The organism is Streptomyces sp. MUM 2J (genome assembly GCF_022414535.1).
Classification (GTDB): Bacteria; Actinomycetota; Actinomycetes; order Streptomycetales; family Streptomycetaceae; genus Streptomyces.
This window is the reverse complement of record NZ_JADWYM010000009.1, coordinates 1-26,467: the sequence shown is the minus strand read 5'-3', so window position 1 is coordinate 26,467 and position 26,467 is coordinate 1. Positions and strand designations below refer to the sequence as shown.

The following is a 26,467-nucleotide window of genomic DNA, read 5'->3' as shown; positions in this document are numbered from 1 at the left end:
GCTCAGATCACTGCTCCTGGGGGTCCTTGTGGGACAGGGCTCGGACGGTGCGGGACGGGCTGGGCCGCCCCAGCCGGTCGGCCATCCACACGCTCGTGGCGGTCAGACGGCCGAGGTCGACGCCTGTGTCGATGCCGAGTCCCTGCAGCATCCACACGAGGTCTTCGGTGGCGAGGTTGCCGGTGGCGGACTTCGCGTACGGGCAGCCGCCGAGGCCGCCCGCCGAGGCGTCGACGGTGGTGACGCCGTGCTGGAGCGCGGCCAGGGTGTTGGCGAGGGCCTGCCCGTAGGTGTCGTGGAAGTGGACGCCCAGCGCGTCGACCGGCACGCCCCCGTCCTCCAGCGCGGAGAGGAGCGCGGTGACATGGCCGGGGGTCGCCACCCCGATGGTGTCGCCCAGGCTCAGCTCGTCGCAGCCCATGTCGAGCAGCGCCCGGCACACCCGCACCACCTGCGGGAGGGGCACCGCGCCCTCCCAGGGGTCGCCGAAGCACATCGACAGATAGCCCCGGACGTGCACGTCCGCCGCCTTCGCGCGGGACACCACCGGCTCGAACATGGCCAGCGCCTCGTCGACCGTGCGGTTGAGGTTGGCCTTGGCGAAGGACTCGGTCGCGCTGGCGAACACCGCGACCCGGCGGGCCCCGAGCGCCAGCGCCCGGTCCAGACCGCGCTCGTTGGGCACCAGCACCGGCAGCGCCACGGGCAGTCCGGCGACGAGCGGGAACAACTGCTCGGCGTCGGCGAGCTGGGGCACCCACCTGGGGTGCACGAAGCTCGTCGCCTCGATGGTGGTCAGTCCCGCGTCGGCGAGGCGGTGGACGAACTCCGCCTTCACGGAGGTCGGTACGGCCGTCTGCTCGTTCTGCAGGCCGTCGCGCGCGCCGACCTCGTGGATCCGCACCCGCGGGGGCAGGCCCCGGGCGGGGACGGTCATGGGCAGCCCGGTCGTGGTCGCCGGGGTGTCGGGGGCGGTCACTCGGCCACCTCCTCGTGGGGTGTGATCACGGCCAGCACCTGGTCCATGGCGACCGTGGTGCCGGGCGTGACGTCCAGCTCGGCCACCGTGCCGGCGTGCGGGGCGGAGATGACGTGCTCCATCTTCATCGCCTCCACCACCAGCAGGCTCTGACCGGCGGTCACCTCGTCGCCGGCGGCCACCTTCACCACCGTGACCGTGCCGGGCATCGGCGCGGTGAGCGAGTCGGCCCCCAGGTGGCCGCTGCGGCCGAGGGAGGCCTCGACCGGGTCGTGGTCGCGTACGTGCCAGGCGTCGCCGTCGCGGCCCAGCCAGTCGGCGGCACGGTGGAAGGCGTGGTGGACGCCGTCGAGGGTCACCGACACCGTGTCGCCGGTGACGGTGCGCGAGCCGCGCGGGGTGTACTCCACGGGGTCGGTGACCCGGAGCGGTACCGCTACGGGGTGGGGCGTGCCGCCCATCCGCCAGCCGCTCGGCACCGAGAAGGGATCGGTCCAGCCGTCCCCTTCGGGCTCCAGCGCCTGGAGGCGCACGGCCGCCGCCGCCTCGTACACCTCCTCCGGCACCTCGGTGGTGACCAGGTCGTCCACCACCCGCTCGACCAGCCCGGTGTCCAGTTCGCCCCGGACGACCGCCGGATGGGCCAGCAGGCGGCGCAGGAACCCGGCATTGGTCTGCACGCCCAGCGTGACCGTCCCGGCCAGAGCCGCGCGCAGCTTCCGCAGGGCCGTCGCCCGGTCGGGGCCGTGGGCGATGACCTTCGACAGCATCGGGTCGTACAGGCTGCCGACCTCCGTGCCCTCGGTGAGGCCCGAGTCGGTCCGCACCCCGTCGCCCTGCGGCTCGCGCAGCATCAGCACCGTGCCGCCGGACGGCAGGAAGCCGCGGGCCGGGTCCTCGGCGCAGATGCGGGCCTCGACCGCGTGCCCGGTCAGCGTGACGTCGTCCTGGCCGAGGGAGAGGGGCTCCCCGGCTGCCACCCGCATCTGCCACTCCACCAGGTCCAGGCCGGTGACCAGCTCCGTGACCGGGTGCTCGACCTGCAGGCGGGTGTTCATCTCCATGAAGTAGTACTGCGAGGGGTCGCCGCCGGGGACGATGAACTCCACCGTGCCCGCGCCGCGGTAGCCGCAGGAGCGGGCGGCCTGGACGGCCGCCTCGCCCATCGCCGCACGTGTGGCGTCGTCGAGGAGCACGCTCGGCGCCTCCTCGATGATCTTCTGGTGCCGGCGCTGGAGCGAGCACTCGCGCTCGCCGAGGTGCACCACGTTCCCGTGGGCGTCGGCCAGGACCTGGATCTCGATGTGCCGGGGCCGGTCGACCCACCGCTCGACGAGGAGTGTGTCGTCGCCGAAGGACGCCCGGGCCTCACGGCGGGCGGCGGCGATCTCGTCGTCCAGGGCGCTCATGTCCCGCACCAGGCGCATGCCCTTGCCGCCGCCGCCCGCGGAGGGCTTCAGCAGCACCGGCGCGCCCAGGTCCCGGGCCGCCTCGGCCAGGTGCGGATCGCGACCGCCGGGGACGACCGGCACGCCCGCGGCCTGCACGGTCTCCTTCGCCCGGATCTTGTCGCCCATCAGCGCGATGGCGTCGGCCGGCGGGCCGACGAAGACCAGCCCGGCCTCGGCGCAGGCGCGGGCGAAGCCGGCGTTCTCCGCGAGGAAGCCGTAGCCGGGATGGACGGCCTGGGCGCCGGAGCGCGCCGCGGCGTCGAGGATGCGCTCGGCCGACAGATAGCTCTGCGCGGCCGGCGCCGGGCCGAGCCGTACCGCCGTGTCGGCCTCCCGGACGTGCCGGGCGCCGGCGTCCGCGTCGGAGAAGACGGCCACCGAGCGGATGCCCATGGACCGCAGCGTGCGGATGACACGCACGGCGATCTCGCCCCGGTTGGCCACAAGGACCGTGTCGAACATGGACGTTCCCCTCACATCCGGAAGACGCCGAAGTGGGGCGCCGTGGTGTCCCGCTGGGCAAGTGGCGCGTTGGCGCAGGCCGTGAGGGCCAGCCCCAGCACCTGACGGGTGTCCAGCGGGTCGATGACCCCGTCGTCCCACAGGCGGGCGGTGGCGTAGTAGGCGTTGCCCTGGCGCTCGTACTGGGCGCGGATCGGCTCCTTGAAGTCCTCCTCCTCCTGGGCGGGCCACTCCTCGCCGCGCGCCTGGAGCTGGTCCCGCCTGACGGTGGCGAGGACGGAGGCGGCCTGCTCGCCGCCCATCACGGAGATCTTGGCGTTCGGCCACATCCACAGGAAACGGGGCGAGTAGGCCCGCCCGCACATGGAGTAGTTCCCCGCGCCGTACGACCCGCCGACGACGACGGTCAGCTTCGGCACGCGTGTGCACGCCACGGCGGTGACCATCTTGGCGCCGTGCTTGGCGATGCCACCCGCCTCGTAGTCCCGGCCGACCATGAACCCGGAGATGTTCTGCAGGAACACCAGCGGGATCCCGCGCTGGTCGCACAGCTCGATGAAGTGGGCGCCCTTCTGGGCCGACTCGGAGAACAGGATGCCGTTGCTGGCGACGATGCCCACCGGGTGGCCGTGGATCCGGGCGAAACCGGTGACCAGGGTCTGCCCGAACTCGGCCTTGAACTCCGCGAAGCGCGAGCCGTCGGTGATCCTGGCGATGATCTCGCGCACGTCGTAGGGGGTGCGGGAGTCGACGGGCACGGCGCCGTAGAGGCCGTGGGGGTCGGTCTTCGGCTCCACGGCCGGCTCCACCCGCCAGGGCAGGGCGCCGCGGGCGGGGAGCGTGGAGACGATCGTACGCACGATGCGCAGGGCGTGTGCGTCGTCCTCGGCGAGGTGGTCGGTGACGCCCGAGACGCGGGAGTGCACCTCGCCGCCGCCCAGTTCCTCCGCGGTGACGACCTCGCCGGTGGCGGCCTTCACCAGCGGCGGACCGCCGAGGAAGATCGTCCCCTGGTTGCGGACGATGACCGCCTCGTCGCTCATGGCCGGCACGTACGCGCCGCCGGCCGTGCACGACCCGAGCACCGCCGCGATCTGCGGGATCCCGGCCCCGGACATGCGGGCCTGGTTGTAGAAGATCCGGCCGAAGTGGTCGCGGTCGGGGAAGACCTCGTCCTGCATGGGCAGGAAGGCGCCGCCGGAGTCGACCAGGTACAGGCAGGGCAGGCGGTTCTCCAGGGCCACCTCCTGGGCCCTGAGGTGCTTCTTCACGGTCATCGGGTAGTACGTGCCGCCCTTGACGGTGGCGTCGTTGGCGACGATCACGCACTCGCGGCCGCCGACCCGGCCGACCCCGGCGATCACCCCGGCCGCCGGGGCCTGCCCGTCGTACATCCCGTCGGCGGCCAGCGGCGCCAGCTCCAGGAACGGCGAGCCCGCGTCGAGCAGCGTGTCCACCCGCTCCCGCGGCAGCAGCTTGCCGCGCGCGGTGTGCCGGGCGCGGGCCTTCTCGCCGCCGCCCAGGCGGGCGGCGGCGAGCTTGCCGCGCAACTCCCCGACGAGGGCGCGGTGCGCTTCCTCGTTGGCCTGCCAGGCATCCGACGCGGGGTCGGCCGCGCTCGTCAGCTCCGGTGCCTCTTGCATCCTGCGGTCCCCTCACCCAGCGGTGACTGTTAATGAGCGTTAACCATTTCCTTCAGGTTAACGACCGCTAACCTGCCTGTCTAGAATTGCAGGCATGGCCACCAGAACCGACGCCCCGACCCGCCGTGAGCAGATCCTCAAGGAAGCCGCCCGGCTCTTCGCCGACCGCGGCTTCCACGGCGTCGGCGTGGACGAGATAGGCGCCGCCGTCGGGATCAGCGGCCCGGGTCTCTACCGGCACTTCCCGGGCAAGGACGCCATGCTCGCCGAGCTGCTGGTCGGCATCAGCGGACGGCTGCTGACCGGGGCGAAGCGGCGGGTCGCGGAAGCGGACGGGGTCGCGGCGGGCGAGGTGCTGGACTCGCTCATCGAGGGGCACATCGACTTCGCGCTGGACGACCGCCCGCTGATCACACTGCACGACCGGGAGCTGGACCGGCTGCGCGACAGTGACCGCAAGCTGGTGCGCCAGTTGCAGCGGCAGTACGTCGAGCTGTGGGTGGAGGTCGTGCGCGAGGTCTACCCGGAGCTGGGCGAGGCGGCGGCCCGGTCGGCGGTGCACTCGGTCTTCGGCCTGCTGAACTCCACGCCGTACCTCGGGCGGGGCGGGACGCTGCCGGGCCGCGGGGTGACGGCCGAACTGCTGCACCGCATGGCCCGGGGGGCGTTCGCGGCGGCCGGGGCGGCGCAGGGCTGAGCGGGGCGGGGTTCCGTTCCCCGCGGCGGCGGGGGTCGTGCATGCGCGTCCGTCAACCGTCCCCGCGCCCCGGGTGGCGCACCTCACCCTGGACGAGTTGCCGTACTCACCGGTATCTTCGGTTCTGAGCAAGCGCTTAGACAGGTAGCTGGAGGTGGGCGGCGTGCGCCGTACGGTGTTCAACGAGGATCACGAGGCGTTCCGGGAGACCCTGCGCGCCTTCATCGAGGCCGAGGTCGTGCCCGTCTACGACGAGTGGTTCGCGGCCGGCCAGGCGCCGCGCGACTTCTACCACAAGCTCGGCGAGCTGGGCATCTTCGGGATCAACGTCCCCGAGGAGTTCGGCGGCGCGGGCATGGACAGCCACAAGTTCGAGGCCGTCCTCTACGAGGAGACCGCCCGCGCGGGCGTCCAGTTCGGCGGCTCCGGCGTGCACGTGCTGCTCGCCCTGCCCTACATCAAGATGCTGGCCACCGACGAGCAGAAGAAGCGCTACCTGCCGAAGTTCGTCACCGGCGAGGAGATGTGGGCCATCGCGATGACCGAGCCGGGCACCGGCTCCGACCTCGCGGGCATGAAGACCACCGCGAAGCTGTCCGAGGACGGTACGCACTACGTCCTCAACGGCGCCAAGACCTTCATCACCGGTGGTGTCCACGCCGACCGCGTCATCGTCTGCGCCCGTACCTCCGCACCCACCGCCGAGGACCGCCGTTTCGGCATCTCCCTGTTCGCCGTGGACACCAGGTCCGAGGGCTACTCGGTCGGCCGCAAGCTCGACAAGCTGGGCCTGCGCACCTCCGACACCGCCGAACTGGCCTTCGTCGACGTCAAGGTGCCGGTCGAGGACCTGCTCGGCGAGGAGAACAAGGGCTTCTCCTACCTCGGCCACAACCTGGCCTCCGAGCGCTGGGGCATCGCCTTCGGCGCCTATGCGCAGGCCAGGGCCGCCGTGCGGTTCGCCCAGCAGTACGTGCAGGAGCGCACCGTCTTCGGCAAGCCGGTCGCCCACTTCCAGAACACCAAGTTCGAGCTGGCCGCCTGCCAGGCCGAGGTGGACGCCGCCGAGGCCGTCGCCGACCGCGCGACCGAGGCCCTGGACGCCGGCGAGCTGACCCCCGCCGAGGCCGCCTCCGCCAAGCTGTTCTGCACCGAGGTCGCCCACCGCGTCATCGACCGCTGTCTCCAGCTGCACGGCGGCTACGGGTACATGAACGAGTACCCGATCGCCCGCCTGTACGCCGACAACCGTGTCAACCGGATCTACGGCGGCACCAGCGAGATCATGAAGACGATCATCGCCAAGGACATGGGTCTGTAGGGCGAGGGCGACCACCGGCCGCGACCGTAGAACGCCATGAGCCAGGCACTCCAGGATCTCCTCGATCTGCTCGACCTGGAGCAGATCGAGGAGAACATCTTCCGCGGCCGGTCCCGCTCCGCGGTCGTCCCGCGCGTCTTCGGCGGGCAGGTCGCCGCCCAGGCGCTGGTCGCCGCAGGGCGGACGGTCCCGGCGGACCGGACGGCCCACTCGCTCCACGCGTACTTCCTGCGCATGGGCGACCCGGGCGCCCCCATCGTGTACACCGTCGAGCGCCTCCGCGACGGGCGCTCCTTCACCACCCGCCGGGTGGTCGCCGTCCAGCACGGCAGGCCCATCTTCGTCCTGTCGGCCTCGTTCCAGGCGTACGAGGAGGGCTTGGACCACCAGGTTCCGATGCCGCCCGCCCCGGACCCGGCCTCGCTGCCCACCTCCCGCGAACGGTTCGGCGGCTACGACCACCTCGACGCCGACGTCGTCCTCCGCTTCCTCCAGGCCCGCGAGGCGATCGACCTGCGCTACGTCGAGGAGCCGCCCTACGGCAGGTACGGCGAGCCGCGCGAGCCGCACTCCCAGGTGTGGTTCCGCACCAACGGCAAGCTGTCCGACGACCCCCTGCTGCACGTGGTCCTCGCCACCTACGTCTCCGACATGACCCTCCTCGACTCCGTCCTGCTCGCGCACGGCCGGGGCGGCTGGGCCGTCGGCGACGTCGTCGGGGCGTCGCTGGACCACGCCATGTGGTTCCACCGGCCCTTCCGCGCCGACGAGTGGCTGCTGTACGACCAGGAGTCCCCTTCGGCGTCCGGCGGCCGGGGCCTCGGGCAGGCCCGCATCTACACCCAGGACGGCCGGCTCGCGATATCGGTGATCCAGGAGGGCGTGGTCCGCGTCCCGCGGTGAGCCGTGCGCGCCCGCCGCGGTGACCGTGCGCCTGCCGCCGGGAGTCGCCCGAGGTCTTTCGCCCGGCACGCCGAGAGCACGCACCGGACACCGCGGGCACCGCACCGGACCTTCACCCCCTCGTGCCGCGACGGGGCGAACGTTGCCTGTTGCGGCACTAGCGGTCCCCGAGTCCCGCCTCCGCCAGCAGGTACGCCGTCATCGGGTCGTAGTGGCGGGGGCTGGTGACGTGGTCGTCCAGCGGCACCGCCACCTGGAGCGTGCCCTCCGCCTCCGCCAGGAAGAGCGCCGGGTCGTTGCAGTCGGCGTAGCCGACGGAGTCGACGCCGTGCCGGCCGGCGTACCCGGCCCAGCCGTGGTCGGCGACGACCAGGTCGGGCAGCGGGCGGTTCGACCGCTCCAGCGCCGTGAGGATCACGCGCATCGGCTCGCCCGAGTGGGTGTGCCAGAGGCTGGCGCCGTGCTCCAGCACCGCCACGTCCGCGAACTGCATCACGTACCCCTCGTCGGTCTGCAGCCCGTGCGGGACGACGACGATCTCGCAGCCCGCCGCGCGCAGGGCGGCGGCGGTGGCGCGGTGGACGTCGAGCAGGCCGCCTGGGTGCCCGGTGGCGAACAGCACCCGCTGCTGACCGTCGGCGGCCTTCCGCAGCCGCCCGGCCAGGCGCTCCAGGGCGGTGACGGTCAGCTCCGGGTCGATGGTGTCCTGGCCGTACCGGTACTCCGGGTCGTCGTGGACGCCGACCCGCTCCGCCATCACCGCGAGCACGTCCTGCTCGTCGCTCCAGCGGTCGCCGAGTTCCAGTCCGAGCCAGTAGTTGCGGTCGCCGTTCGCCAGCTTCCGGTAGTGCGAGAGGTTGTTCTCACGGGGCGTGGCGACATCGCCCGCGATGCGGGTGCGGACGAGGTGCTCGACGAGTTCGGCGCGGCTGGGTGTCCCGGGTATCGGCATGGTCACCATTGTGAGGCAGCCGCCTGTGCGATCACCGGGTCTCCCGCGTGCTGCGACGGGCGTCACTCGCCCCGTCCCGCCCGCTCCCACGCCTTTCCGCCCCTTCCCGTCACGCCCCCACCCGCATCCGCGGTCGCCCGGCCGCCCCCACCCGCCTCGGCTCGGCCGGGCGTCACCCCGGGCCGTGCCCGGCGCCCCGCGCCCGCCGGGCCCCGGCCGTCAGGTCCGTCGCAGGGCGAACCACAGATCCATGCGGACGTCCGCGTCGTCCAGGTCCACGTCCAGCAGGGCCGCGCACCGTGCGATCCGCTGCCGCACGGTGTTGCGGTGGACGGACAGGGCGACGGCGGTACGGTCCCAGCTGCCGTGCAGGGAGAGCCAGGTGCGCAGGGTCTCGGCCAGGGCCGGGGAGGCCGTGGAGAGGGGCGCGAGGAGGGTGCGGGCGTGTGTCTCGGCCGCGTCGCGGGGGACCAGGTCGGCCAGACCGGCTCGGTCGGCGTACCGCAGGAGCGGGGCGCGGGTGGCACGGGCGCGGGCCAGGGCCCGGGCGGCCTGGGTGTCGGCGGCGGGCCAGTCGGCCGGGGAGGCGGGCGCGCTGATGCCGAGCGTCCAGCCGGGCTGGGGCCCCGGAACACGGTCGTCGGGCAGCAGGACGCGCACGATCCCGTCGGCGAGGTCCACCAGCGGGGAGCCCAGGGCCGCGCCGAGCGCGGAGGCGGCCACCGCGTCGGGGACGGTGTGCGGCCCGTCCGGCGCCCGGCGGACCGCGGGGCCCGCGGCCGGGCCGGTGCCTTTGGGGCGATGCGCGGCCGGCACGTCGGGGCGGGCGTGGACGACGACCGTCCGGCCGGAGCCGACCAGCGGGGCCACCTCCTGCGGTGTCGCGCCGAGCAGCAGGCGCACCAGCGCCGCGGAGCGCGCCGCGCCCGTGCTGCTCAGCTGGTCGCCGGTGAGGAGAGTGAGCAGGACCGCGGCGACCGAGGAGATGGTGTGGTCGCCCGGGTCCCGGTGCGGGGCCGCGACACCCAGCACGAAGCCCTGCCCGGCGCCCAGCGCGTAGGCGGCGAGGTGAACCCCTGCGGCGGTGTCGGTGGCGGTCGCGGAGGCGCGGCGGGTCACCGTGGCGGCCAGGTCGGTCAGCGCCCCGTCCACGCCCTCCGGCTGGTCCCCGCCCGCCTCGGCGACCCGGGTGCCGTCGGGGCCGTACAGCACCGCCCTGCCGTTCATGTCCCGGGCGAGCCGGCGCAGGACCGAGGGCACGGGGTCGGGCCGGGCCGCCGCGGCCGCGAGGCTCTGCTGGGCCTCGGTCACCCGGCGCAGCTCGGCCGTGCGGGCCTGCGCCATCAGCTGCCAGACGGCGCGGGCGACGCCGGAAAAGGTGGTCCTGGGCGGCACCTCGATCAACGGCAGGCCGTACGCCTCGCAGGCCGCGACCAGCGCGCCCGGCACCGCGTCGTGCACGGGTGCCAGACCGAAACCGAGGGCCGCACCGCCCGCGGCCACGATCCGCGAGACGTAGCCGTCGAAGTAGCCGCCCGGCCCGGACGCAGCCGTGCCGGGGGCGCCCGCCGGGGAGGCCGCCGCCCGCGGGACGTGCACGCCGGCCGTCAGCAGCAGCTCGCCGCCGAGCAGGTACGGAAAGGGGTCGGACATCTCGGAGGCGTGCGCCCAGTGGACGGCGACGTCGGCCGCGGCGGGGCCGGCGATCTGCCGCAGGCCGAGGTCCTCCCGGGCCACGAGCGCGGACAGGGGCACCGGCGGCGTGGGTGGCACGGGGGTGGCGACGGGGTCCGGCATGGTGTGCGATCCATCCAGTGAAGACGTCCTGGATGGATGAAACGTACACTTCGCAGCCGCGCTCCGGCCACCTAGGGTCGGTGCCGGGCGGGCGGCCGCAGGCCGGGGCGGCTGTCCCCGCGGTCCGCTGCCGGCTCCCCCTCGCGCCGGCCGCGGCCGGCGCGAGCGCGCCCCGCCGGCCGCCCCCGAGCCCGTGTCCGCCGCCGTCCCGGCTCATCAGTAGAGTCATAGGCAAAGCAGTACATACGCGATGAAGCGTGAGAAAGAAGGCATGCGACCATGAGCAGCAACGAGACGCCCCGCGGCCCCGTCGACTCCTCCCGCATACCGCGGTACGCCGGTCCCGCGACCTTCGCCCGGCTGCCCCGCCTCGACGAGGTCGGCCGCGCCGACGTCGCCGTCGTGGGCGTGCCGTTCGACTCGGGCGTCTCGTACCGGCCGGGCGCCCGTTTCGGCGGCAACGCCATCCGTGAGGCGTCCCGGCTGCTGCGCCCCTACAACCCCGCCCAGGACGCCTCCCCGTTCGCCCTCGCCCAGGTCGCGGACGGCGGCGACATCGCGGTCAACCCCTTCAACATCAACGAGGCCGTCGAGACCGTCGAGGCCGCCGCCGACGAACTCCTGGGCACCGGCGCCCGCCTGATGACCCTGGGTGGCGACCACACCATCGCCCTGCCGCTGCTGCGGTCCGTCGCCAGGAAGCACGGCCCGGTGGCCCTGCTCCACTTCGACGCCCACCTCGACACCTGGGACACCTACTTCGGCGCCGAGTACACCCACGGCACGCCGTTCCGCCGGGCGGTGGAGGAGGGCATCCTCGACACGTCCGCCCTCTCCCACGTCGGCACCCGTGGCCCCCTGTACGGCAAGCAGGACCTCACCGACGACGAGAAGATGGGCTTCGGCATCGTCACCTCCGCCGACATCTACCGCCGCGGCGCCGACGAGGTCGCCGACCAGCTGCGCCAGCGCATCGGCGACCGCCCGCTGTACGTCTCCATCGACATCGACTGCCTCGACCCGGCCCACGCGCCCGGCACGGGAACGCCGGAGGCCGGCGGCATGACCTCGCGGGAGCTGCTGGAGATCCTGCGCGGTCTCGCGTCGTGCAACCTGGTCTCGGCGGACGTCGTCGAGGTGGCTCCCGCGTACGATCACGCGGAGATCACATCGGTCGCGGCGTCCCACACGGCGTACGAACTGACGACGATCATGTCCCGCCAGATCGCCGCGGCCCGGAAGGGAACACAAGCGCAGTGACCCACGACCACGACCTGGTGCTGCGGCCCACCGAGGCGCAGATCTCGGCGGCGCTGAACCCTCCCGCCGGCCGTATCGGCGGAGACCTGGTCGTGGAGACGCTGGCCGGGCTCGGCGCGTCCACCGTCTTCGGCCTGCCCGGCCAGCACGCCCTCGGCGTCATCGACGCCCTGCGCCGCTCCGGTCTGCGTTATGTGGGCCTGCGGGTCGAGAACAACGCCGGATTCGCCGCGGACGCGTACGGCCGGATCACGGGGGAGGCCGCCCCCCTGCTGCTGTCCACGGGGCCGGGTGCGCTGACGTCGCTGGCCGCGCTGCAGGAGGCGGCGGCGGCCTCGGCGCCCGTGCTGGCGATCAGCAGTCAGGTCCCGACGGCCGGGCTGGGCGGCGGCCGCCATGGCTATCTGCACGAACTCCCCGACCAGGCGGCCTTGTTCAGAGGGGTCGTCAAGTCGGTGCACACCGTGCGCACACCGTCCCAGATCCCCTCGGCGATCGCCGCGGCCTGGAAGTCGGCGCTGACCGCCCCGCACGGCCCGGTGTGGGTGGAGATCCCGCAGGACGTGCTGCTGGAGCCCGCGCGTCTGCCGGTGGTGACGGGGGTGGACGCCACGCCGGAGGACCTGCCGCCGCGCCCCGAGCTGACGGCGGTGGCGGCCCACCTGCTGTCGAACGCCGTTCGCCCGGCGGTCATCGCGGGCGGGGGAGTGGTCCGGGCGGACGCGAGCGGCAAGCTCAGGCAGCTGGCGGAACGGCTCCAGGCACCCGTCGTGACGACCCCCGGCGGCAAGGGCGCCTTCCCGTGGACGCACCCGCTGTCCCTCCAGTCCTGGCTGGAGGACCGGTACACCACGGAGTTCCTCCAGGAAGCGGACGTGCTCCTGGTCGTCGGCTCGGGCCTCGGCGAACTCTCCTCGAACTACCACACGTTCAAACCCAGGGGCCGTGTGATCCAGATCGAGGCGGACCTCGGCAAGCTGGAGTCCAACCACCCGGCGCTGGGCATCCACGCCGACGCGCGCCTGGCGCTGCAGGCGCTGCTGGAGACGGTGCCGCGGCGGGAGGACCCGACGGTCCGGGAACGCGTGCGTGATCTGCTGACCCGGGTGCGCGAGCGGATCGCCGCCCAGGAACTCGCCCTGGAACAGCAGGTGCTGGCGTCGGTCCGCAGGGCGCTCCCGGCCGGCTCCCCGTCCTTCTGGGACATGACGATCCTCGCCTACTGGGCCTGGTCGGCCTTCGACGCCGGGGGCCCCAACCGCATGCATTCCGCCCAGGGCGCCGGCGGCCTCGGCTACGGCTTCCCCGCCGCACTCGGCGCCGCGGTGGCCGACCCGACCCGCCCGGTGCTGGCGGTGTCGGGCGACGGAGGCGCCCTGTACTCCGTCGCCGAGCTGGCCACGGCCCGGCAGCACGACCTGGACGTCACCTGGCTGATCGTCGACGACGGCGGCTACGGCATCCTGCGCGAGTACCTGACCGGCACCTTCGGCGAGACCACGCCGGCGGCCACCGAGCTGACCCGGCCCGACTACGTGGCCCTGGCCGGGTCCTTCGGCGTGCCGGGCGTCCGTACGACCCCCGAGGCGCTGGAGTCCGACCTGGCGAAGTCCATGGCGACCCCGGGGCCCGGTGTGGTCGTCCTGCCGGCGGTGCTGCGGATGTTCGCACCGACGCACCTGGACTGACCACGTGCCGTCCGGACACGGCCACGGTCCGCGCCCTCGGGACGGGTCCCCTCCGCCGGCCGCGGACCGCGCGCCGCCTACCAGATGGCGTCCACCCACTCCGGGTGGTCGACGAACGGGTTGCGGTTGTGCTGGTAGCTGTCGTAGATGACCTGGTTGCGGTGCTCCTCGAAGGCGTCCGGCGGGTCCTCGTCGTTCCACTGCTTCAGGACGGAGAGCCGGCCCATGTACGGGTCGGAGCCGTTGGAGACCCAGTCGTTCGGCTCCAGGTCGGGCCGGCCGTCGTCGCCCTCGTAGCGGACGGCCATGTAGAGGATCATGCGGGCCACGTCGCCCTTGACCGCGTCGCGCGGTTCGAAGGAGTCGGAGTCGGTCAGGCTGCCGCCGGAGTTGGTGAAGCCGCTACCGCCGTCGTCGAAGTCCTTGTTGCCGCGGATGGAGTTGACCTGCACGTCCGCGGGGCGGATGTGGTGCAGGTCCGTGCCCGGCCCGGTCGAGGTGCCGAAGCCGCCGTGGGACTTGGCCCACACGTGCTCGCGGTTCCAGTCGCCGACGCTTCCGCCGTTGAGGGACTTGCTGCGGGAGATGCCGGAGTACAGCAGGATCACGTTGTTGCTGTTGTCCGGGTCCTGGTCGGTGTTCTTCAGGGCGTTCCAGAGCGCCGAGTACGACAGCTTGCTCTGGTCGCTGATGATCGTGTGCAGCGACGACTTGAGCGCGGTGCCCGTCTTGCCGACCGCGTTCCTGTAGTAGGTCGAGTCGTACGCCGTCGTCGTCGCCGCGGCAGGGGTCGCCGTGAGCGCGGGGGTGGTGAGTCCGGCGAGGACGGTGGCGGTGGCCAGGGCCGCTGTCTTCCAGCGGCGCGTGCGTGATGCCGACATGTGGGGGTCCCATCTACGCGGGTTGAATGAGATGAGAGTGACATGGGCATGCAGGCTTTTGGGTGACGTGAACATGTCGGTTCGGTGACGGGATCCGGTAGGTGGGCCGCCGCTGAGGGCGATGGGACGGCCGTGCGGCCCCCGACCGGTGGTCGGAGGCCGCACGGAAAGCCCCTGGCGCGGACCGGATCAGCTCACGTCCGACGGATCCAGCCGGTAGAGCGTCGACGTCGTCGACCGGCCGTTGTCCGTCTTCGCGTCGGCGCCCGCGTCGGCGCCCGCCGTCGAGCCGGACTGCGTGGTGCCCCCGTACTCGCTCGCGTCGACGGCCGTACCGTGCTGCTGCACCCACTCCGTCACCTCGGAGGTCAGCTCGTTCCGGCCGCCCGGACCGCCGCCCATGCCGCCGCCGAGCTGGACGTAGTGCAGTGCGCCGCTCTTCACCAGCTCCTTCAGCCGGGCCACGGTCATCGCCTGGTCGCTGCCGGTGAAACCCCACATGGAGACGACCGGCGCGTCGCTGCTCAGCTCGATCTGCGCGGCACTCTGCGAGTTGGAGACCGCCAGCAGCCAGGTGGCGCCGTCCTGATGCTTCTTCAGGTATGCGATCAGCTCACTGTCCGCGCCACCCCGGCCGCCCGGTCCGCCCATGCCCCCGGGGTTGCCCATGCCACCCGGTCCGTCGGGCACGGTGCCGCCCGCCCCGCCCGGAGCGCCGCCCGCGTCGCGGCCCTGCCCGGGCCCGCCCGGCATGGTCCCGCCACCGGGCCTGTCGCCACCGGGGAAGCCGCCCTCGGGCGGTCCGCCGGCCGGTCCGGCCGGCTCCCCGTACTGTGCCGCGCCCGGCATCCGGCCGCCGCCGGGGAACCCGCCCCGTCCGCCCCCGGGGCCGCCCCTGCCGCTGCCCGTCGACGGACCCGCCGTCGGGTTCGTGCCGCGGACCCCGCCGCCGGAACCCGACGGGACGGACCAGGCGTACGCCGCCGGGCCCGCGACCGCCGCGATGACGGCCGCCGCCAGCGACACCGCGAGCAGCCGCACCCGCCTGCCGGAACGGAAGGCCAGCAGCCCGGTGACGGCCAGGGCCATGAGCACGGCGACCGTCGGCCACAGCCAGCCGTTCCAGTCCGGGGCGCGCCGCAGCAGCACGACCGCCCACACCGCCGTCACCGCCAGCGCCGCCGGCAGGACCCACACCCACCGCCGGTCGGTGCGGAACGCGCGCAGCAGCATCAGGCCGCCGCCCCCGCACAACGCCGCGACGCCCGGGGCGAGCGCAGTCGTGTAGTACGGGTGCATGACGCCTTCGGCCAGGGCGAACGTGAGGTAGTGCAGGACCGTCCAGCCGCCCCACAGCACCAGCGCGGCGCGGGTCGGGTCCGTGCGCGGGGCCCGGCCGCACAGCACCAGGCCACCGACGCACGCGATCGCCGCGAACGGGATCAGCCAGGAGATCTGGCCGCCCAGTATGTCGTTGAACAGGCGGCCGATCCCGGCCGTGCCGGAGAAGCCTCCGCCCCCGCCGCCTCCTCCGCCCCCGCCGTTGCCCTCGCCGCCGAGGATCCGGCCCAGGCCGTTGTAGCCCATGATGAGGTCCCAGGCGGTGCCGTCCGTGGAGCCCCCGATGTAGGGCCGCTCCGACGCCGGCACCAGTGACACCGCGGCCGCCCACCAGAAGCTGGAGACGACGAGGACGACGGCCGCCGCGAGCAGGTTCCGCAGCCGCCGGAGCAGCGGCGGCCGTGCCGCGTACAGGTACACCGCGAAGACGGCCGGCAGGGCGATGTACCCCTGGAGCATCTTCGTGTTGAAGGCCAGGCCGAAGCAGGCCGCCGAGCCCAGCAGCGGCAGCAGCCTGCCGTCGCGGGTGGCGCGCAGGGCCAGCGCCGCCCCCGCCACCATCAGGAACACCAGCAGGGTGTCGGGGTTGTTGTCCCGGTCGATGGCGACCGTGATCGGGGTCAGGGCCAGCACCAGCGCCGCGAGCGCCGCCGCGCCGTGGCCCCACACCCGCTTCACCGACGCGTGCAGGATCCAGATCGTCGCCAGCGCCAGCGTGATCATCGGCAGCATCATCTGCCAGGTGCCGAAGCCCAGGACGCGGCAGGACAGGCCCATGACCATCAGGGCCAGGGGCGGCTTGTCGACGGTGATGAAGTTGCCCGCGTCCAGCGAGCCGAAGAACCAGGCCTTCCAGCTGTGCGTGCCGCTGAGCACGGCCGCGCTGTAGTAGCTGTTCAGGCTCGATCCGGACAGGTTCCAGGAGTACAGCACCGCCGCCAGGGCGAGGATCGCGAGCAGTGCGGGGACGGACCAGCGCGGTGCCGCCCCGGGCGGCGGCGGTGCCGGCGGTCCGTCGGCGGGCACGGTCTCGGTACGGGAAGGGGGATGGGTGGCAGTCACCCTCGCAGCGTTCACCGCCGTGATGAGCGATGGCTGTGCCGAAGCTGGCCGTCACCTGTGAACGCCGGGCCCGCTGCGGGCACCGTCGAGGGGCGGGGCGGTCACCGGCCGCTCCGCGGGCCGCCCGAAGGCCGTCCCGGTCGGCGAGGACAGCCGGAAAACGGTCCGGACGACCCGCCTCCACCGGTTGCGGGTCCGCTTCCGACCGGCCCCGACCGCTGCGGAGGGATGAAATCCGCCTCCGTCCGTGTTGGTGCCTTCCGGTAGATCAGGTCGAGAGGGAGGCACCGACGTGGCGGGGCAGCGGGGATGGGCGCGCAGACTGGCCGGGTACGCCTGGCGCTACCCGAAGGACGTCGTGCTCGCCCTGGGGTCGTCGCTGGCGGGCATGGCCGTCATGGCCGTCGTCCCGCTGATCACCAGGCTGATCATCGACGACGTCGTCGGCGACCACACCCGGGGCATGGCGCCCTGGGCCTCCGCCCTGATCGGCGCCGCACTCCTCGTCTACGTCTTCACCTACATCCGCCGCTACTACGGCGGCCGGCTCGCCCTCGACGTCCAGCACGACCTGCGGACCCAGATGTTCCGGTCGATCACCCGCCTAGACGGGCGCCGGCAGGACGAGCTGTCCACCGGTCAGGTCGTCGGCCGGGCCACCAGCGACCTCCAGCTGATCCAGGGGCTTCTGTTCATGCTCCCGATGACCATCGGGAACATCCTGCTCTTCCTGATCTCCCTGGTGATCATGGCGTGGCTCTCCCTGCCGCTCACCCTGGTCGCGCTGGCCGTGGCACCCGCCCTGTGGTGGATCGCCCGCCGCTCCCGGGCCCGGCTCCACCCGGCCACCTGGTACGCCCAGGCCCAGGCGGCGGCCGTCGCGGGCGTCGTCGACGGCGCCGTCGGCGGTGTCCGCGTGGTGAAGGGGTTCGGGCAGGAGGACCAGGAGACCGGCAAACTGCGCGAGGTCAGCCGCAGGCTGTTCGCCGGACGCCTGCGCACCATCCGGCTGAACAGCACCTACACCCCCGCCCTCCAGGCCGTGCCCGCCCTCGGGCAGGTCGCCATGCTGGCACTCGGCGGCTGGCTGGCCGTGCGCGGGCACATCACCCTCGGCACCTTCGTCGCCTTCTCCACCTACCTCGCCCAGCTGGTCGGCCCGGTCCGCATGCTCGCCATGGTGCTCACCGTCGGCCAGCAGGCCCGCGCCGGCACCGAGCGCGTCCTGGAACTGATCGACACCGAGCCGGCCATCGAGGACGGCACGAAGTCCCTGCCCGCCGACGCGCCCGCGACCGTCGAGTTCGACGACGTCTCCTTCGGCTACGACCCCGCCCGCCCCGTCCTGGACGGCCTCTCCTTCGAGATCAGCCCCGGAGAGACCCTCGCCGTCGTCGGCTCCTCCGGCTCCGGCAAATCCACGCTCTCCCTGCTCCTGCCGCGCTTCTACGACGTCACCCACGGCGCCGTCCTGATCGGCGGCCGGGACGTGCGGGAACTGACGCTGGAGTCCCTGCGCGCGGCGATCGGGCTCGTCCCCGAGGACTCCTTCCTCTTCTCCGACACGGTCCGCGACAACATCGCCTACGGCCGCCCCGACGCGACCGACGAGGAGATCGAGGAGGCGGCCCGCGCCGCCCAGGCCGACGGGTTCATCCGGGAGCTGCCCGACGGCTACGCCACCACGGTCGGCGAGCACGGCCTGACCCTCTCCGGCGGCCAGCGTCAGCGGGTCGCGCTCGCCCGCGCCCTGCTCACCGACCCGCGCCTGCTGGTCCTGGACGACGCCACCTCCGCCGTCGACGCGCGCGTCGAGCACGAGATCCACGAGGCGCTCAAGGAGGTCATGCGGGGCCGCACCACCCTGCTGATCGCCCACCGCCGCTCCACCCTCAACCTCGCCGACCGCATCGCCGTCCTGGACGCCGGCCGCCTCGCCGACATCGGCACCCACGCCGAGCTCCAGCAGCGCTCCGCCCTCTACCGCCGGCTGCTCACCGACCCCGACGAGCTCGGAGGCGTCTCCCCGGGGCACACGCAGCCCGTCGCACCGCAGGAGGACACCTCCGTCCGCGCGGAACTGGACGCCGAGTTCGACGCCGAGCGCGGCATCACACCCCGCCTGTGGGCGGGGGAGCGGGAGCCGCGGGACGAGGCTCTCTCCGGCAGCCCGGCCACCCCGGAGCTTCTGGCCCAGGTGGAGGCGCTGCCCCCGGCCACCGACACCCCCGGCGTCGACGAGGCCCGCGCGGTCCGCCCCGAGGAGTCCTACGGGCTCAGGCGCCTGCTGCGCGGCTTCGGGCCGCCGCTGCTGCTCAGCCTCGGACTGGTCGCCGTCGACGCGGGCATGGGCCTGCTGCTGCCCGTGCTGATCCGGCACGGCATCGACCAGGGCGTGACACAGCTCGCGCTCGGCGCGGTCTGGGCGGCGTCGCTGGTCGCCCTGCTCGCCGTGACCGCCCAGTGGGCGGCGCAGGTCGGCGAGACGCGCATGACCGGCCGCACCGGCGAACGCGTGCTGTACGCGCTCCGCCTGAAGATCTTCGCCCAGCTCCAGAGGCTCGGCCTCGACTACTACGAGCGCGAGCTGACCGGGCGGATCATGACGCGGATGACGACGGACGTGGACGCGCTCTCCACGTTCCTCCAGACCGGCCTCGTCACCGCCTTCGTCTCCGTCGTCACCTTCCTGGGCATCATGGCCGTCCTGCTGGTGATCGACATCCAGCTGGCGCTGGTCGTCTTCGCGACCCTGCCGCCGCTGATCGTCGCCACGGTCTTCTTCCGCCGGGCGAGCGTGAAGGCGTACGAGCTGGCCCGCGAGCGCGTCTCGCTGGTCAACGCCGACCTCCAGGAGTCGGTCTCCGGCCTGCGGATCGTGCAGGCGTTCCGGCGCGAGCAGGACGGCGGGCGGCGGTTCGCCGAGCGCAGCGACGGCTACCGCAGGGCCCGGATCAGGGGGCAGTGGCTGATCTCGGTCTACTTCCCGTTCGTGCAGCTGCTGTCGTCGTCCGCCGCGGCGGCCGTGCTGATCGTGGGCGCGGGGCGGGTGGACGACGCCACGCTCACGACGGGCGCGCTGGTGGCGTACCTCCTCTACATCGACCTGTTCTTCGCCCCCGTCCAGCAGCTCTCCCAGGTCTTCGACGGCTACCAGCAGGCCACCGTCTCCCTCGGCCGGATCCAGGAGCTGCTGCGGGAGCGGGCGTCGACCGCGCCCGCCGACGCGCCGCGCCGGATCGCCTCCCTGCGCGGCGAGATCGCCTTCGAGGACGTCCACTTCGCCTACAACGCCGCCGAGGGGAACGCCGCCGACGGGAACGACGCCGCCCTGAGCGGCATCGACCTGCGCATCCCCGCCGGGCAGACCGTCGCGTTCGTCGGTGAGACCGGCGCGGGCAAATCGACGCTGGTGAAGCTGGTGGCGCGGTTCTACGACCCGACCAGCGGCCGGGTGACGGCCGACGGCACGGATCTGCGGGCCCTGGACCTGACCTCCTACCGGCACCGCCTCGGTGTGGTGCCGCAGGAGGCCTACCTCTTCCCCGGCACCGTCCGCGACGCCATCGCCTACGGCCGCCCCGACGCCACCGACGCCGAGGTGGAGGCGGCGGCCCGGGCGGTCGGCGCCCACGAGATGATCGCCACGCTGGAGGGCGGCTACCTGCACGAGGTCGCCGAGCGCGGCCGGAACCTGTCGGCCGGCCAGCGTCAGCTGATCGCGCTGGCCCGCGCCGAGCTGGTCGACCCCGACGTCCTGCTGCTCGACGAGGCGACGGCGGCGCTGGACCTGGCCACCGAGGCCCAGGTCAACCAGGCCACCGACCGGCTGGCCGGGCGTCGCACCACGCTCGTCGTCGCCCACCGGCTCACCACGGCGGCACGGGCCGACCGCGTCGTCGTCATGGACCACGGGCGGGTCGTCGAGGACGGCACCCACGACGAACTCCTTGCGCACGGCGGCCGGTACGCCCGACTGTGGCGCACCTTCGTCGGCGCCCCCGAACCGGAGGAGCCGGTGGGCTCCGTCGTGTGAACCGGGGAGCCGGCGCGGTCGCCGAACCGGCGGCCGCGCCGGCGGCCAGCGCAACCATCCGACACAGGCGCTGCGTCCGTACACCCGTACGATCCGAGTCGTGGGTGCGGGGAGGGACCACGATGGACAGGGGTAGACGCCGGTGGCTGGCGCTCGGTGCGACCGCGCTGGCGGCCGCCGGCCTGCTCGCCCTCGCCGCGCCGGGCAGCGCCCGTGCCGCCGGAGCCACGCGCTGTGCGGGACGGCATGTGAAGACCCTGGTCTTCTCCACCGGCATCACCCGCGTCTACAAGGGCAACGGCTACGTCTGCGCCCTCACCGTCCCCAACCGGCCCGGCGCGAGGACGACGATGTCGGTGAGTGTCCAGGCCCGCGGCGGGCGCCCCGTGGTCGACAAGGGGCGCTACAGGTACCACGCCGGACCGGTCACCGTGTATGCCGGGCACCGCTGCGTGCGGGTGAGGGGATGGGTGGGCGGCGGCTCGACCGCCACCGGCTGGATCCTGTGCTGACGACGGCCTGAAAGCATCAACTGCCTCTAGTGCCAAAGGCGTTGCTCCGATAGCTTCCGGTGCACATCTGTCTCACAGGAGAGGGTGCACGCGCATGCGCAAAGCGCTCAGATGGCTGCTGGCGCTCACCGTGCTCATCGGCACGCTGAGCACGGCGGGGGCGGCCACCGCCGCCGAACCCGGGGCCGGCAGCACCGACATCAAGGACCGGTTGCTGTCCGTGCCGGGCATGAGCCTGGTGCAGGAGAAGCCGTATCCGGGCTACCGCTTCCTCGTCCTTGAATACACCCAGCCCGTCGACCACCGGCATCCGTCGGCCGGCACCTTCCAGCAGCGGATCACCGTGCTGCACAAGGACGTCAGCCGGCCCACGGTGTTCTACACCAGCGGCTACCACGTCTCGACGAACCCCAGCCGCCGCGAGCCCACCCGGATCGTGGACGGCAACCAGGTCTCCATGGAGTACCGATTCTTCACGCCGTCCCGCCCCGAACCGGCCGACTGGTCCAAGCTGGACATCTGGCAGGCCGCGAGCGACCAGCACCGCATCTTCCAGGCGCTCAAGCCCATCTACTCCCGGAACTGGATCTCCACCGGCGGCTCCAAGGGCGGCATGACCGCCACCTACTACGAGCGCTTCTACCCGCGTGACATGGACGGCGTCGTCGCCTATGTCGCGCCCAACGACGTGGTGAACCGGGAGGACTCGGCCTACGACCGCTTCTTCGAGACCGTCGGCACCCAGGACTGCCGCGACCGGCTGAACGGCGTCCAGCGCGAGGCGCTGGTGCGGCGCGAGCCACTGGAGAAGCGGTACGCGGCGTACGCCGCACGGAACGGCTACACCTTCGACACCGTCGGCTCCCTGGACCGGGCCTACGAGGCCGTCGTCCTCGACTACGTCTGGGGCTTCTGGCAGTACAGCCTGCTCTCCGACTGCGACACGATCCCCGCGAACGCCGCGCGGGCCACCGACGACGAGATCTGGACGTCCGTCGACACGATCTCCGGCTTCTCCTTCTACACCGACCAGGGCCTGGAGCCGTACACGCCGTACTACTACCAGGCGGGCACCCAACTGGGCGCGCCGACGATCCACTTCCCGCACATCGAGAAGCGCTACCTGCGCTACGGCTACCAGCCGCCGCGCAACTTCGTCCCGCGGGACATCGGCATGCGGTTCCAGCCGTGGGCCATGCGCGACGTCGACACCTGGGTGCGCCACCACGCACGCCACATGCTCTTCGTGTACGGCCAGAACGACCCGTGGGGCGCCGAGCGGTTCCGCGTGGACCGGGGCGCCAGGGACGCGTACGTCTTCACCGCCCCCGGACGGAACCACGGCGCCGACGTCGACGGCCTGGTGCCGCGGCAGAAGGCGTTCGCCACCGACCGCATCCTGCGGTGGGCGGGCCTCGCCCCCGAGACGGCACAGGCGCGGCCGCTCGCCGCGTTCGACGCCCGCCTGGACGTGCGCGACGTGGAGCGCGAACCGGCGCTGCGTCCCTAGGTCCGCAACAGGGGACGTTCGCCCCGTCGCGACGGGGCGAACGCCGCCCGCCGCGGCACTAGGTCCGCGGTGGCCGGACCGGGCGGGCGCAGCCCACCGGCTTCTCGCCGCCGAGCTGGACGTAGAGGACCGTGGACGCCGGGCACCCGTCCCGCGCGTCCACGGCCGTCACCACCTCGTACTGCGGTTTCCTCGTCCCGGAGCCGTCGCACGCCGTCTCCCGCACCTGCCCGCCGCCCGATCCGTAGACGCAGTCGCCGACGATGGTGCGCGGCCCGCCCCCGCGGCCCGGATCACCGGGATGGGGTGGTTCGAGGGCGCGCATGCACGCGTAGCCCCGGGGTACGACCACCCCTCCGCCCGCGGACAGCTTCTGCGCGCCGATGTGCAGTACGAAGTCGGTGGTCGCCGGGCACGGGGGACCGTCGGCCGCCGCTCCGTCGTACCGGGCCACGACCCGGGCCGCCGCCCGTTCACCGGTGCACGGCACCTCGGTGGAGCTCGTCGTGCCGAACGAGCTGCACTCGTCGACGTCGAGGAACCGGGTACCGAAACCGGGGCTGCTCGCGCCCTCCGCCCCGGACCGTCCGTCCCCCGCACCGGAACCGGCGGTGAAGCCCCCCGCACCGGAACCGCCCGGGCCGGTGGAGCACCCCGCCGCCAGCAGCCCGGCGAGGACCCACATCAGCGCCGCGGACCGTCTCTCGCGCATCCCGCCCCCCTGAACCCCGTGTCCAGGGTGGCCCGTGGTGGCGGGCGCACGCCAGTCGCGCAGGGGGCTTTGCACGCGCTGGGCGCGCCGCGCGGCGCGCCGGCCGTAGTACTAGTGTCCTGCGCCAGTAGTTGATCGTTAGTAGTTGCGTGACTTCTGCTGCTGGTGCGTCAGTTCCTCGTCGAGGCCCGAAGCTGGAACCGTTGCTGCTGTCTGATGACGAGCAGGCGGTGTTGGAGCGGTGGACGCGGCGGGCGTCGTCGGCCCAGGCACTGGCCCTGCGCGCGCGGATCGTGTTGGCGTGCGCGGGCCCGGAGATCCCGCCCATCGTCTCGGTCGCCCGTGAGTTGCGGGTGGCCGCCGACACCGTCCGCAAGTGGCGGCGCCGGTTCCTGGCGGAGCGGCTCGACGGCCTGGTGGACGAGCCCCGGCCGGGCCGGCTGCCTACCATCAGCGCCGGGGTCAGGCACGACAACCTTGGGGTTGGCGTTGGCGTCGGTCGGCCCGCCATGGGTGGCCCAGCGGTGTGGCCGAGCCCTGTCGTGTGTACCACGGCGGTGACGGAGGCGCGCCGGTCGGATCCCCGGTGATACTTGCTGTTCGATGGTCACCGATCTTGACTAGGATGGCGCCCGCGCGTGTCCGGATCCGACCAATCCGACGTACGTGCACGACCATATGCGACCGGGGGAACTGCGTCGCTCTACGGGGAGGGGGGCAGCGCCGTGCCATGTCCGCGTCGCGATCCGTGTCTCTCCACCCCGGGCCATCGGCCACGTCACCGCAGCTCGCGCTTCCCCCGGTCTCTCTGTGCGCACAGGAAGGAATGCACTCTTGCGTTCCAGACCACGGGGGTTCCTGAGACCGGCCCCTCGCCTCACCCGTCTCGTGCCGTTCCTCGGCGCGGCCGCCGTCCTGGCCGCGCTGGTCCCCTCCCCCGCCCTCGCGGCACCGCCGACCGCTCCCACTGCCAGTGACCGGCCGGACGACTGGTTCGAGACCACGGCGGACGAGCAACTGCGGTTCGACCAGTGCCTGATGAACGACGCGCTGCGCCTGGGCGGGCCCGGCATGTCCGCCTTCGCGCAGAACGCCCTCAACCAGACCCCGCAGAAGCTGCGTGAACTGGCCACGCTGGACGGCGCGTTCGATGGCCCGCTGCACCAGGCGCACGAGAAGGACCGCGCCGACTGGAACGCCAACTGGGAGCGGCTGCACGCGCGCCGGGACGCGTGGGAGAAGCCCCTCGACGGCCTGTCGGCCCCGCACGGGTTCACCGACGCCTCGTTCCACTGGGTGCCCGGCGTCCACGAGGGCGACGACTTCTACGACCAGACCGGCCTCGGCAAGTGGGTCGGTGGCCCCGACTGGAACGAGAAGTTCGACTTCTACGACCCGACGCCGAAGGCCGATGACAAGACCCGGCAGGCCGTCAAGGACCTCGGCACGCCGCTCTACCCTGAGAAGGGTGACACGTCCCTCCCCACCGACGAGTGGAACCGGCAGTACTACGAGCGCCAGGCGTTCGAGTATCTGACCGAGGGCGAAATGCACGGCACTGGTGCTGACGACGCCCGGATCTTCCTGGCCTCCGGCGGCTGGCCCCGTACCGCGCCCCGGCTCGGGACCGCCGAGTACCGGGTGGCCGTGGAGGACCTCAAGACCCGCTTCGCGTCGTGCGGCTGGCGCGACCCGATCGATCCGAACAAGGCGTTGCGCGGGGTCGAGAACACCGCGGCGGCCGAGTGGCAGCAGGAGATCGCCGCCCAGGCTGGCCCGCGCAATCAGCTCCTCGGTGCCAGCCGTGACGCCACCGCGGCCCTCGCTAAGGCGTCCGGGTCGATGGCCGACATGCTCGGCCAGTCGTGGATCGCCGACCACCTCACCCGCTGGCAGGACTACTACAGCCCCGGCGGGGTCGGCTGGATCGGCGACGCGGACACCGTCATCCAGGTGGCGGCCGCCAAGGGCATGTGCCTGGACGCGCAGGGCGGCAAGAAGACCAACGGCACCCCGGTGCAGATCTACAGCTGCAACAACTCCGCTGCCCAGCACTGGCAGATCATCGGCCACCCTCGCGGCTACGCCCTGTGGAACGTCAACGCGATGAAGTGCCTCGACGTCAGCGGCAGCAAGGACGCCAACGGCACGAAGATCCAGCTGTGGACGTGCAACGGCAGCAAGGCCCAGCAGTGGAACTTCGACGTCCGCGCCATCGGCGCGTTGCGGAACGCCGCCACGGACAAGTGCCTGGACCTGCACACGTTCGACAAGGGCCGCGACTCGTGGCTGTGGACGTGCAACGGCAGCAACCCGCAGAAGTACAGGGTCGTCCCCAAGGGGCACAAGGGCGAGGTCCCGCACGCGGCCCACTTCGCCAAGGCGAGGAAGGGCATAGCGGACGCCCAGGCGCAGGCCAAGAAGCAGCTCGCGGTCATCAAGACCCAGCTCGCGGCCGCCCGTGAGGCCGCCGGCACCTCCGACACCGCCCTTCAGACCGCCTACGCCATCGCCGACCGGGCCGGTGCCCCGCGCGGCCGCGGCCTGCTGGCCGGCCTGCAGAAGGCCCAGGTCACCAAGGGTGCGGTCGCCGCGCTGGAAGCGCTGGTGAAGGCCGGTGAGACCGCCGAGGCGGCGACCCGCGCCGCTGCCGGGGACAGCGCGACCATCACCCAGCGCGCCCTCGCTCAGGCAGCTCAGTCGAAAGCAGAGTTCCGCAAGGCGGCGGCGCAGGCGGCCGAGCTGCAGGCGAAGGCCGCCGCAGACGCGGCGAAGCTGCACCGGGACAGCGCCAAGAAGGACAAGGAGACCGCCGAGGCCAAGCTGACGGTGGCGCTGAAGGCGGAGGGCGACGCCAAGGCGGCCGCCGCCGACGCGCACGCCAAGCGGCTGGCTGCCGAGGCCGAGGAGAAGACGGCGAAGGCGGAGGAGGAAACCGCCGCCGCCAAGCAGGCTGAGGCCGCCCAGCACAAGAAGAACGCCCAGGCCAAGGCGGTCAGCGCGGAGAACGCCCGTAAGAAGGCCGAGACCGCCGAGCAGACCGCCGTCGCCCGCAAGAACGACGCGGTCGCGGCGCGCGACAACGCCAAGGCCAAGCGAGACGACGCGTGGGACGCCGAGCAGAAGGCCGAGGCCCTGCGCGCTAAGGCCGCCGCCAAGGACGCGTACGCCGACTCGCTGGCCGCCGGAGACGCGGCCACCACCGCCCGCGCCGCCGCCGACGAGGCCGACCGGCAGGCGACCGCCGCGGAGGCGGCGGC

Annotated in this window: 18 protein-coding genes; 10 read left to right on the top strand and 8 right to left on the bottom strand. The window is 73.0% G+C overall.

Annotated elements, in window-relative coordinates; genetic code table 11:
• Positions 1 to 7: 7 nt before the first annotated feature.
• The 3 genes from I3F54_RS10970 to I3F54_RS10960 are packed head-to-tail and all read right to left on the bottom strand — an operon-like array spanning position 8 to position 4,535.
• Positions 8 to 937 carry a hydroxymethylglutaryl-CoA lyase gene (locus tag I3F54_RS10970; protein WP_240118620.1) on the bottom strand — a complete coding sequence of 310 codons (930 nt, stop codon included), beginning with the start codon at positions 935 to 937 and terminating at the stop codon, positions 8 to 10.
• Between the two features lie 38 nt (positions 938 to 975).
• On the bottom strand, positions 976 to 2,892 hold the full coding sequence (locus I3F54_RS10965; protein ID WP_240118495.1) for an acetyl/propionyl/methylcrotonyl-CoA carboxylase subunit alpha: 1,917 nt from the start codon (positions 2,890 to 2,892) through the stop codon (positions 976 to 978).
• An 11-nt stretch (positions 2,893 to 2,903) separates the two neighbouring features.
• Entirely contained in the window at positions 2,904 to 4,535 is a 1,632-nt protein-coding gene (locus tag I3F54_RS10960) for a carboxyl transferase domain-containing protein (protein ID WP_240118494.1), read from the bottom strand.
• A gap of 94 nt (positions 4,536 to 4,629) precedes the next feature.
• Here I3F54_RS10960 and I3F54_RS10955 point away from each other — a divergent pair, with 94 nt between their 5' ends.
• The 3 genes from I3F54_RS10955 (at position 4,630) to I3F54_RS10945 (ending at position 7,456) form a co-directional block, all read left to right on the top strand.
• Positions 4,630 to 5,232 carry a TetR/AcrR family transcriptional regulator gene (locus I3F54_RS10955; RefSeq protein WP_240118493.1) on the top strand — a complete coding sequence of 201 codons (603 nt, stop codon included), beginning with the start codon at positions 4,630 to 4,632 and terminating at the stop codon, positions 5,230 to 5,232.
• 163 nt (positions 5,233 to 5,395) lie between these two features.
• Positions 5,396 to 6,553 carry an acyl-CoA dehydrogenase family protein gene (locus I3F54_RS10950; RefSeq protein WP_240118492.1) on the top strand — a complete coding sequence of 386 codons (1,158 nt, stop codon included), beginning with the start codon at positions 5,396 to 5,398 and terminating at the stop codon, positions 6,551 to 6,553.
• A 36-nt stretch (positions 6,554 to 6,589) separates the two neighbouring features.
• Entirely contained in the window at positions 6,590 to 7,456 is an 867-nt protein-coding gene (locus I3F54_RS10945) for an acyl-CoA thioesterase II (protein WP_240118491.1), read from the top strand.
• Between the two features lie 157 nt (positions 7,457 to 7,613).
• On the opposite strand, the gene I3F54_RS10940 is transcribed toward I3F54_RS10945, so the two are convergent.
• Both I3F54_RS10940 and I3F54_RS10935 read right to left on the bottom strand, forming a co-directional pair.
• Positions 7,614 to 8,408: a phosphatase gene (locus I3F54_RS10940; protein WP_240118490.1), complete on the bottom strand. Its 795-nt coding sequence runs from the start codon at positions 8,406 to 8,408 to the stop codon at positions 7,614 to 7,616.
• Between the two features lie 219 nt (positions 8,409 to 8,627).
• Positions 8,628 to 10,205 carry a PucR family transcriptional regulator gene (locus I3F54_RS10935; protein ID WP_240118489.1) on the bottom strand — a complete coding sequence of 526 codons (1,578 nt, stop codon included), beginning with the start codon at positions 10,203 to 10,205 and terminating at the stop codon, positions 8,628 to 8,630.
• Between the two features lie 279 nt (positions 10,206 to 10,484).
• Between I3F54_RS10935 and speB the strand changes: the two genes are divergently transcribed.
• Both speB and I3F54_RS10925 read left to right on the top strand, forming a co-directional pair.
• Positions 10,485 to 11,465, top strand: a complete 981-nt coding sequence (gene speB, locus I3F54_RS10930; RefSeq protein ID WP_240118488.1) for an agmatinase — start codon at positions 10,485 to 10,487, stop codon at positions 11,463 to 11,465.
• Positions 11,462 to 13,153, top strand: coding sequence for a thiamine pyrophosphate-binding protein (locus I3F54_RS10925; protein WP_240118487.1), 1,692 nt, complete (start codon positions 11,462 to 11,464; stop codon positions 13,151 to 13,153). Before speB ends, I3F54_RS10925 begins: the two co-directional genes overlap by 4 nt.
• 77 nt (positions 13,154 to 13,230) lie before the next feature.
• Here the strand turns inward: I3F54_RS10925 and I3F54_RS10920 are convergent, their stop codons facing one another.
• A complete protein-coding gene (locus I3F54_RS10920) occupies positions 13,231 to 14,034 on the bottom strand; it encodes an endonuclease I family protein (protein ID WP_240118486.1) in 804 nt (267 codons plus the stop codon).
• A 189-nt stretch (positions 14,035 to 14,223) separates the two neighbouring features.
• On the bottom strand, positions 14,224 to 16,437 hold the full coding sequence (locus I3F54_RS10915; RefSeq protein ID WP_374205897.1) for an ArnT family glycosyltransferase: 2,214 nt from the start codon (positions 16,435 to 16,437) through the stop codon (positions 14,224 to 14,226).
• Between the two features lie 292 nt (positions 16,438 to 16,729).
• On the opposite strand from I3F54_RS10915, the gene I3F54_RS10910 reads away from it, so the two are divergent.
• The 3 genes from I3F54_RS10910 (at position 16,730) to I3F54_RS10900 (ending at position 22,495) form a co-directional block, all read left to right on the top strand.
• On the top strand, positions 16,730 to 20,473 hold the full coding sequence (locus I3F54_RS10910) for an ABC transporter ATP-binding protein (RefSeq protein ID WP_240118485.1): 3,744 nt from the start codon (positions 16,730 to 16,732) through the stop codon (positions 20,471 to 20,473).
• 122 nt (positions 20,474 to 20,595) lie between these two features.
• Complete coding sequence (locus I3F54_RS10905) at positions 20,596 to 20,985, top strand: hypothetical protein (protein ID WP_240118484.1); 390 nt, start codon at positions 20,596 to 20,598, stop codon at positions 20,983 to 20,985.
• Positions 20,986 to 21,079: 94 nt separating this feature from the next.
• A complete protein-coding gene (locus I3F54_RS10900) occupies positions 21,080 to 22,495 on the top strand; it encodes a S28 family serine protease (RefSeq protein ID WP_240118483.1) in 1,416 nt (471 codons plus the stop codon).
• Between the two features lie 58 nt (positions 22,496 to 22,553).
• Here the strand turns inward: I3F54_RS10900 and I3F54_RS10895 are convergent, their stop codons facing one another.
• On the bottom strand, positions 22,554 to 23,207 hold the full coding sequence (locus I3F54_RS10895; RefSeq protein ID WP_240118482.1) for a hypothetical protein: 654 nt from the start codon (positions 23,205 to 23,207) through the stop codon (positions 22,554 to 22,556).
• Between the two features lie 203 nt (positions 23,208 to 23,410).
• On the opposite strand from I3F54_RS10895, the gene I3F54_RS10890 reads away from it, so the two are divergent.
• Positions 23,411 to 23,797: a helix-turn-helix domain-containing protein gene (locus I3F54_RS10890; RefSeq protein WP_240118481.1), complete on the top strand. Its 387-nt coding sequence runs from the start codon at positions 23,411 to 23,413 to the stop codon at positions 23,795 to 23,797.
• Positions 23,798 to 24,245: 448 nt separating this feature from the next.
• Positions 24,246 to 26,467, top strand: a 2,222-nt coding sequence (locus tag I3F54_RS10885; RefSeq protein ID WP_240118618.1) for an RICIN domain-containing protein, incomplete at its 3' end; no start/stop codon positions are given.

Bases quoted from the DNA above. Each gene is read 5' to 3' on its own strand.
- I3F54_RS10970 (WP_240118620.1), bottom strand. From the start codon at position 937: ATGACCGTCCCCGCCCGGGGCCTGCCCCCGCGGGTGCGGATCCACGAG.
- I3F54_RS10965 (WP_240118495.1), bottom strand. From the start codon at position 2,892: ATGTTCGACACGGTCCTTGTGGCCAACCGGGGCGAGATCGCCGTGCGT.
- I3F54_RS10960 (WP_240118494.1), bottom strand. From the start codon at position 4,535: ATGCAAGAGGCACCGGAGCTGACGAGCGCGGCCGACCCCGCGTCGGAT.
- I3F54_RS10955 (WP_240118493.1), top strand. From the start codon at position 4,630: ATGGCCACCAGAACCGACGCCCCGACCCGCCGTGAGCAGATCCTCAAG.
- I3F54_RS10945 (WP_240118491.1), top strand. From the start codon at position 6,590: ATGAGCCAGGCACTCCAGGATCTCCTCGATCTGCTCGACCTGGAGCAG.
- I3F54_RS10940 (WP_240118490.1), bottom strand. From the start codon at position 8,408: ATGCCGATACCCGGGACACCCAGCCGCGCCGAACTCGTCGAGCACCTC.
- I3F54_RS10935 (WP_240118489.1), bottom strand. From the start codon at position 10,205: ATGCCGGACCCCGTCGCCACCCCCGTGCCACCCACGCCGCCGGTGCCC.
- speB (WP_240118488.1), top strand. From the start codon at position 10,485: ATGAGCAGCAACGAGACGCCCCGCGGCCCCGTCGACTCCTCCCGCATA.
- I3F54_RS10920 (WP_240118486.1), bottom strand. From the start codon at position 14,034: ATGTCGGCATCACGCACGCGCCGCTGGAAGACAGCGGCCCTGGCCACC.
- I3F54_RS10905 (WP_240118484.1), top strand. From the start codon at position 20,596: ATGGACAGGGGTAGACGCCGGTGGCTGGCGCTCGGTGCGACCGCGCTG.
- I3F54_RS10900 (WP_240118483.1), top strand. From the start codon at position 21,080: ATGCGCAAAGCGCTCAGATGGCTGCTGGCGCTCACCGTGCTCATCGGC.
- I3F54_RS10895 (WP_240118482.1), bottom strand. From the start codon at position 23,207: ATGCGCGAGAGACGGTCCGCGGCGCTGATGTGGGTCCTCGCCGGGCTG.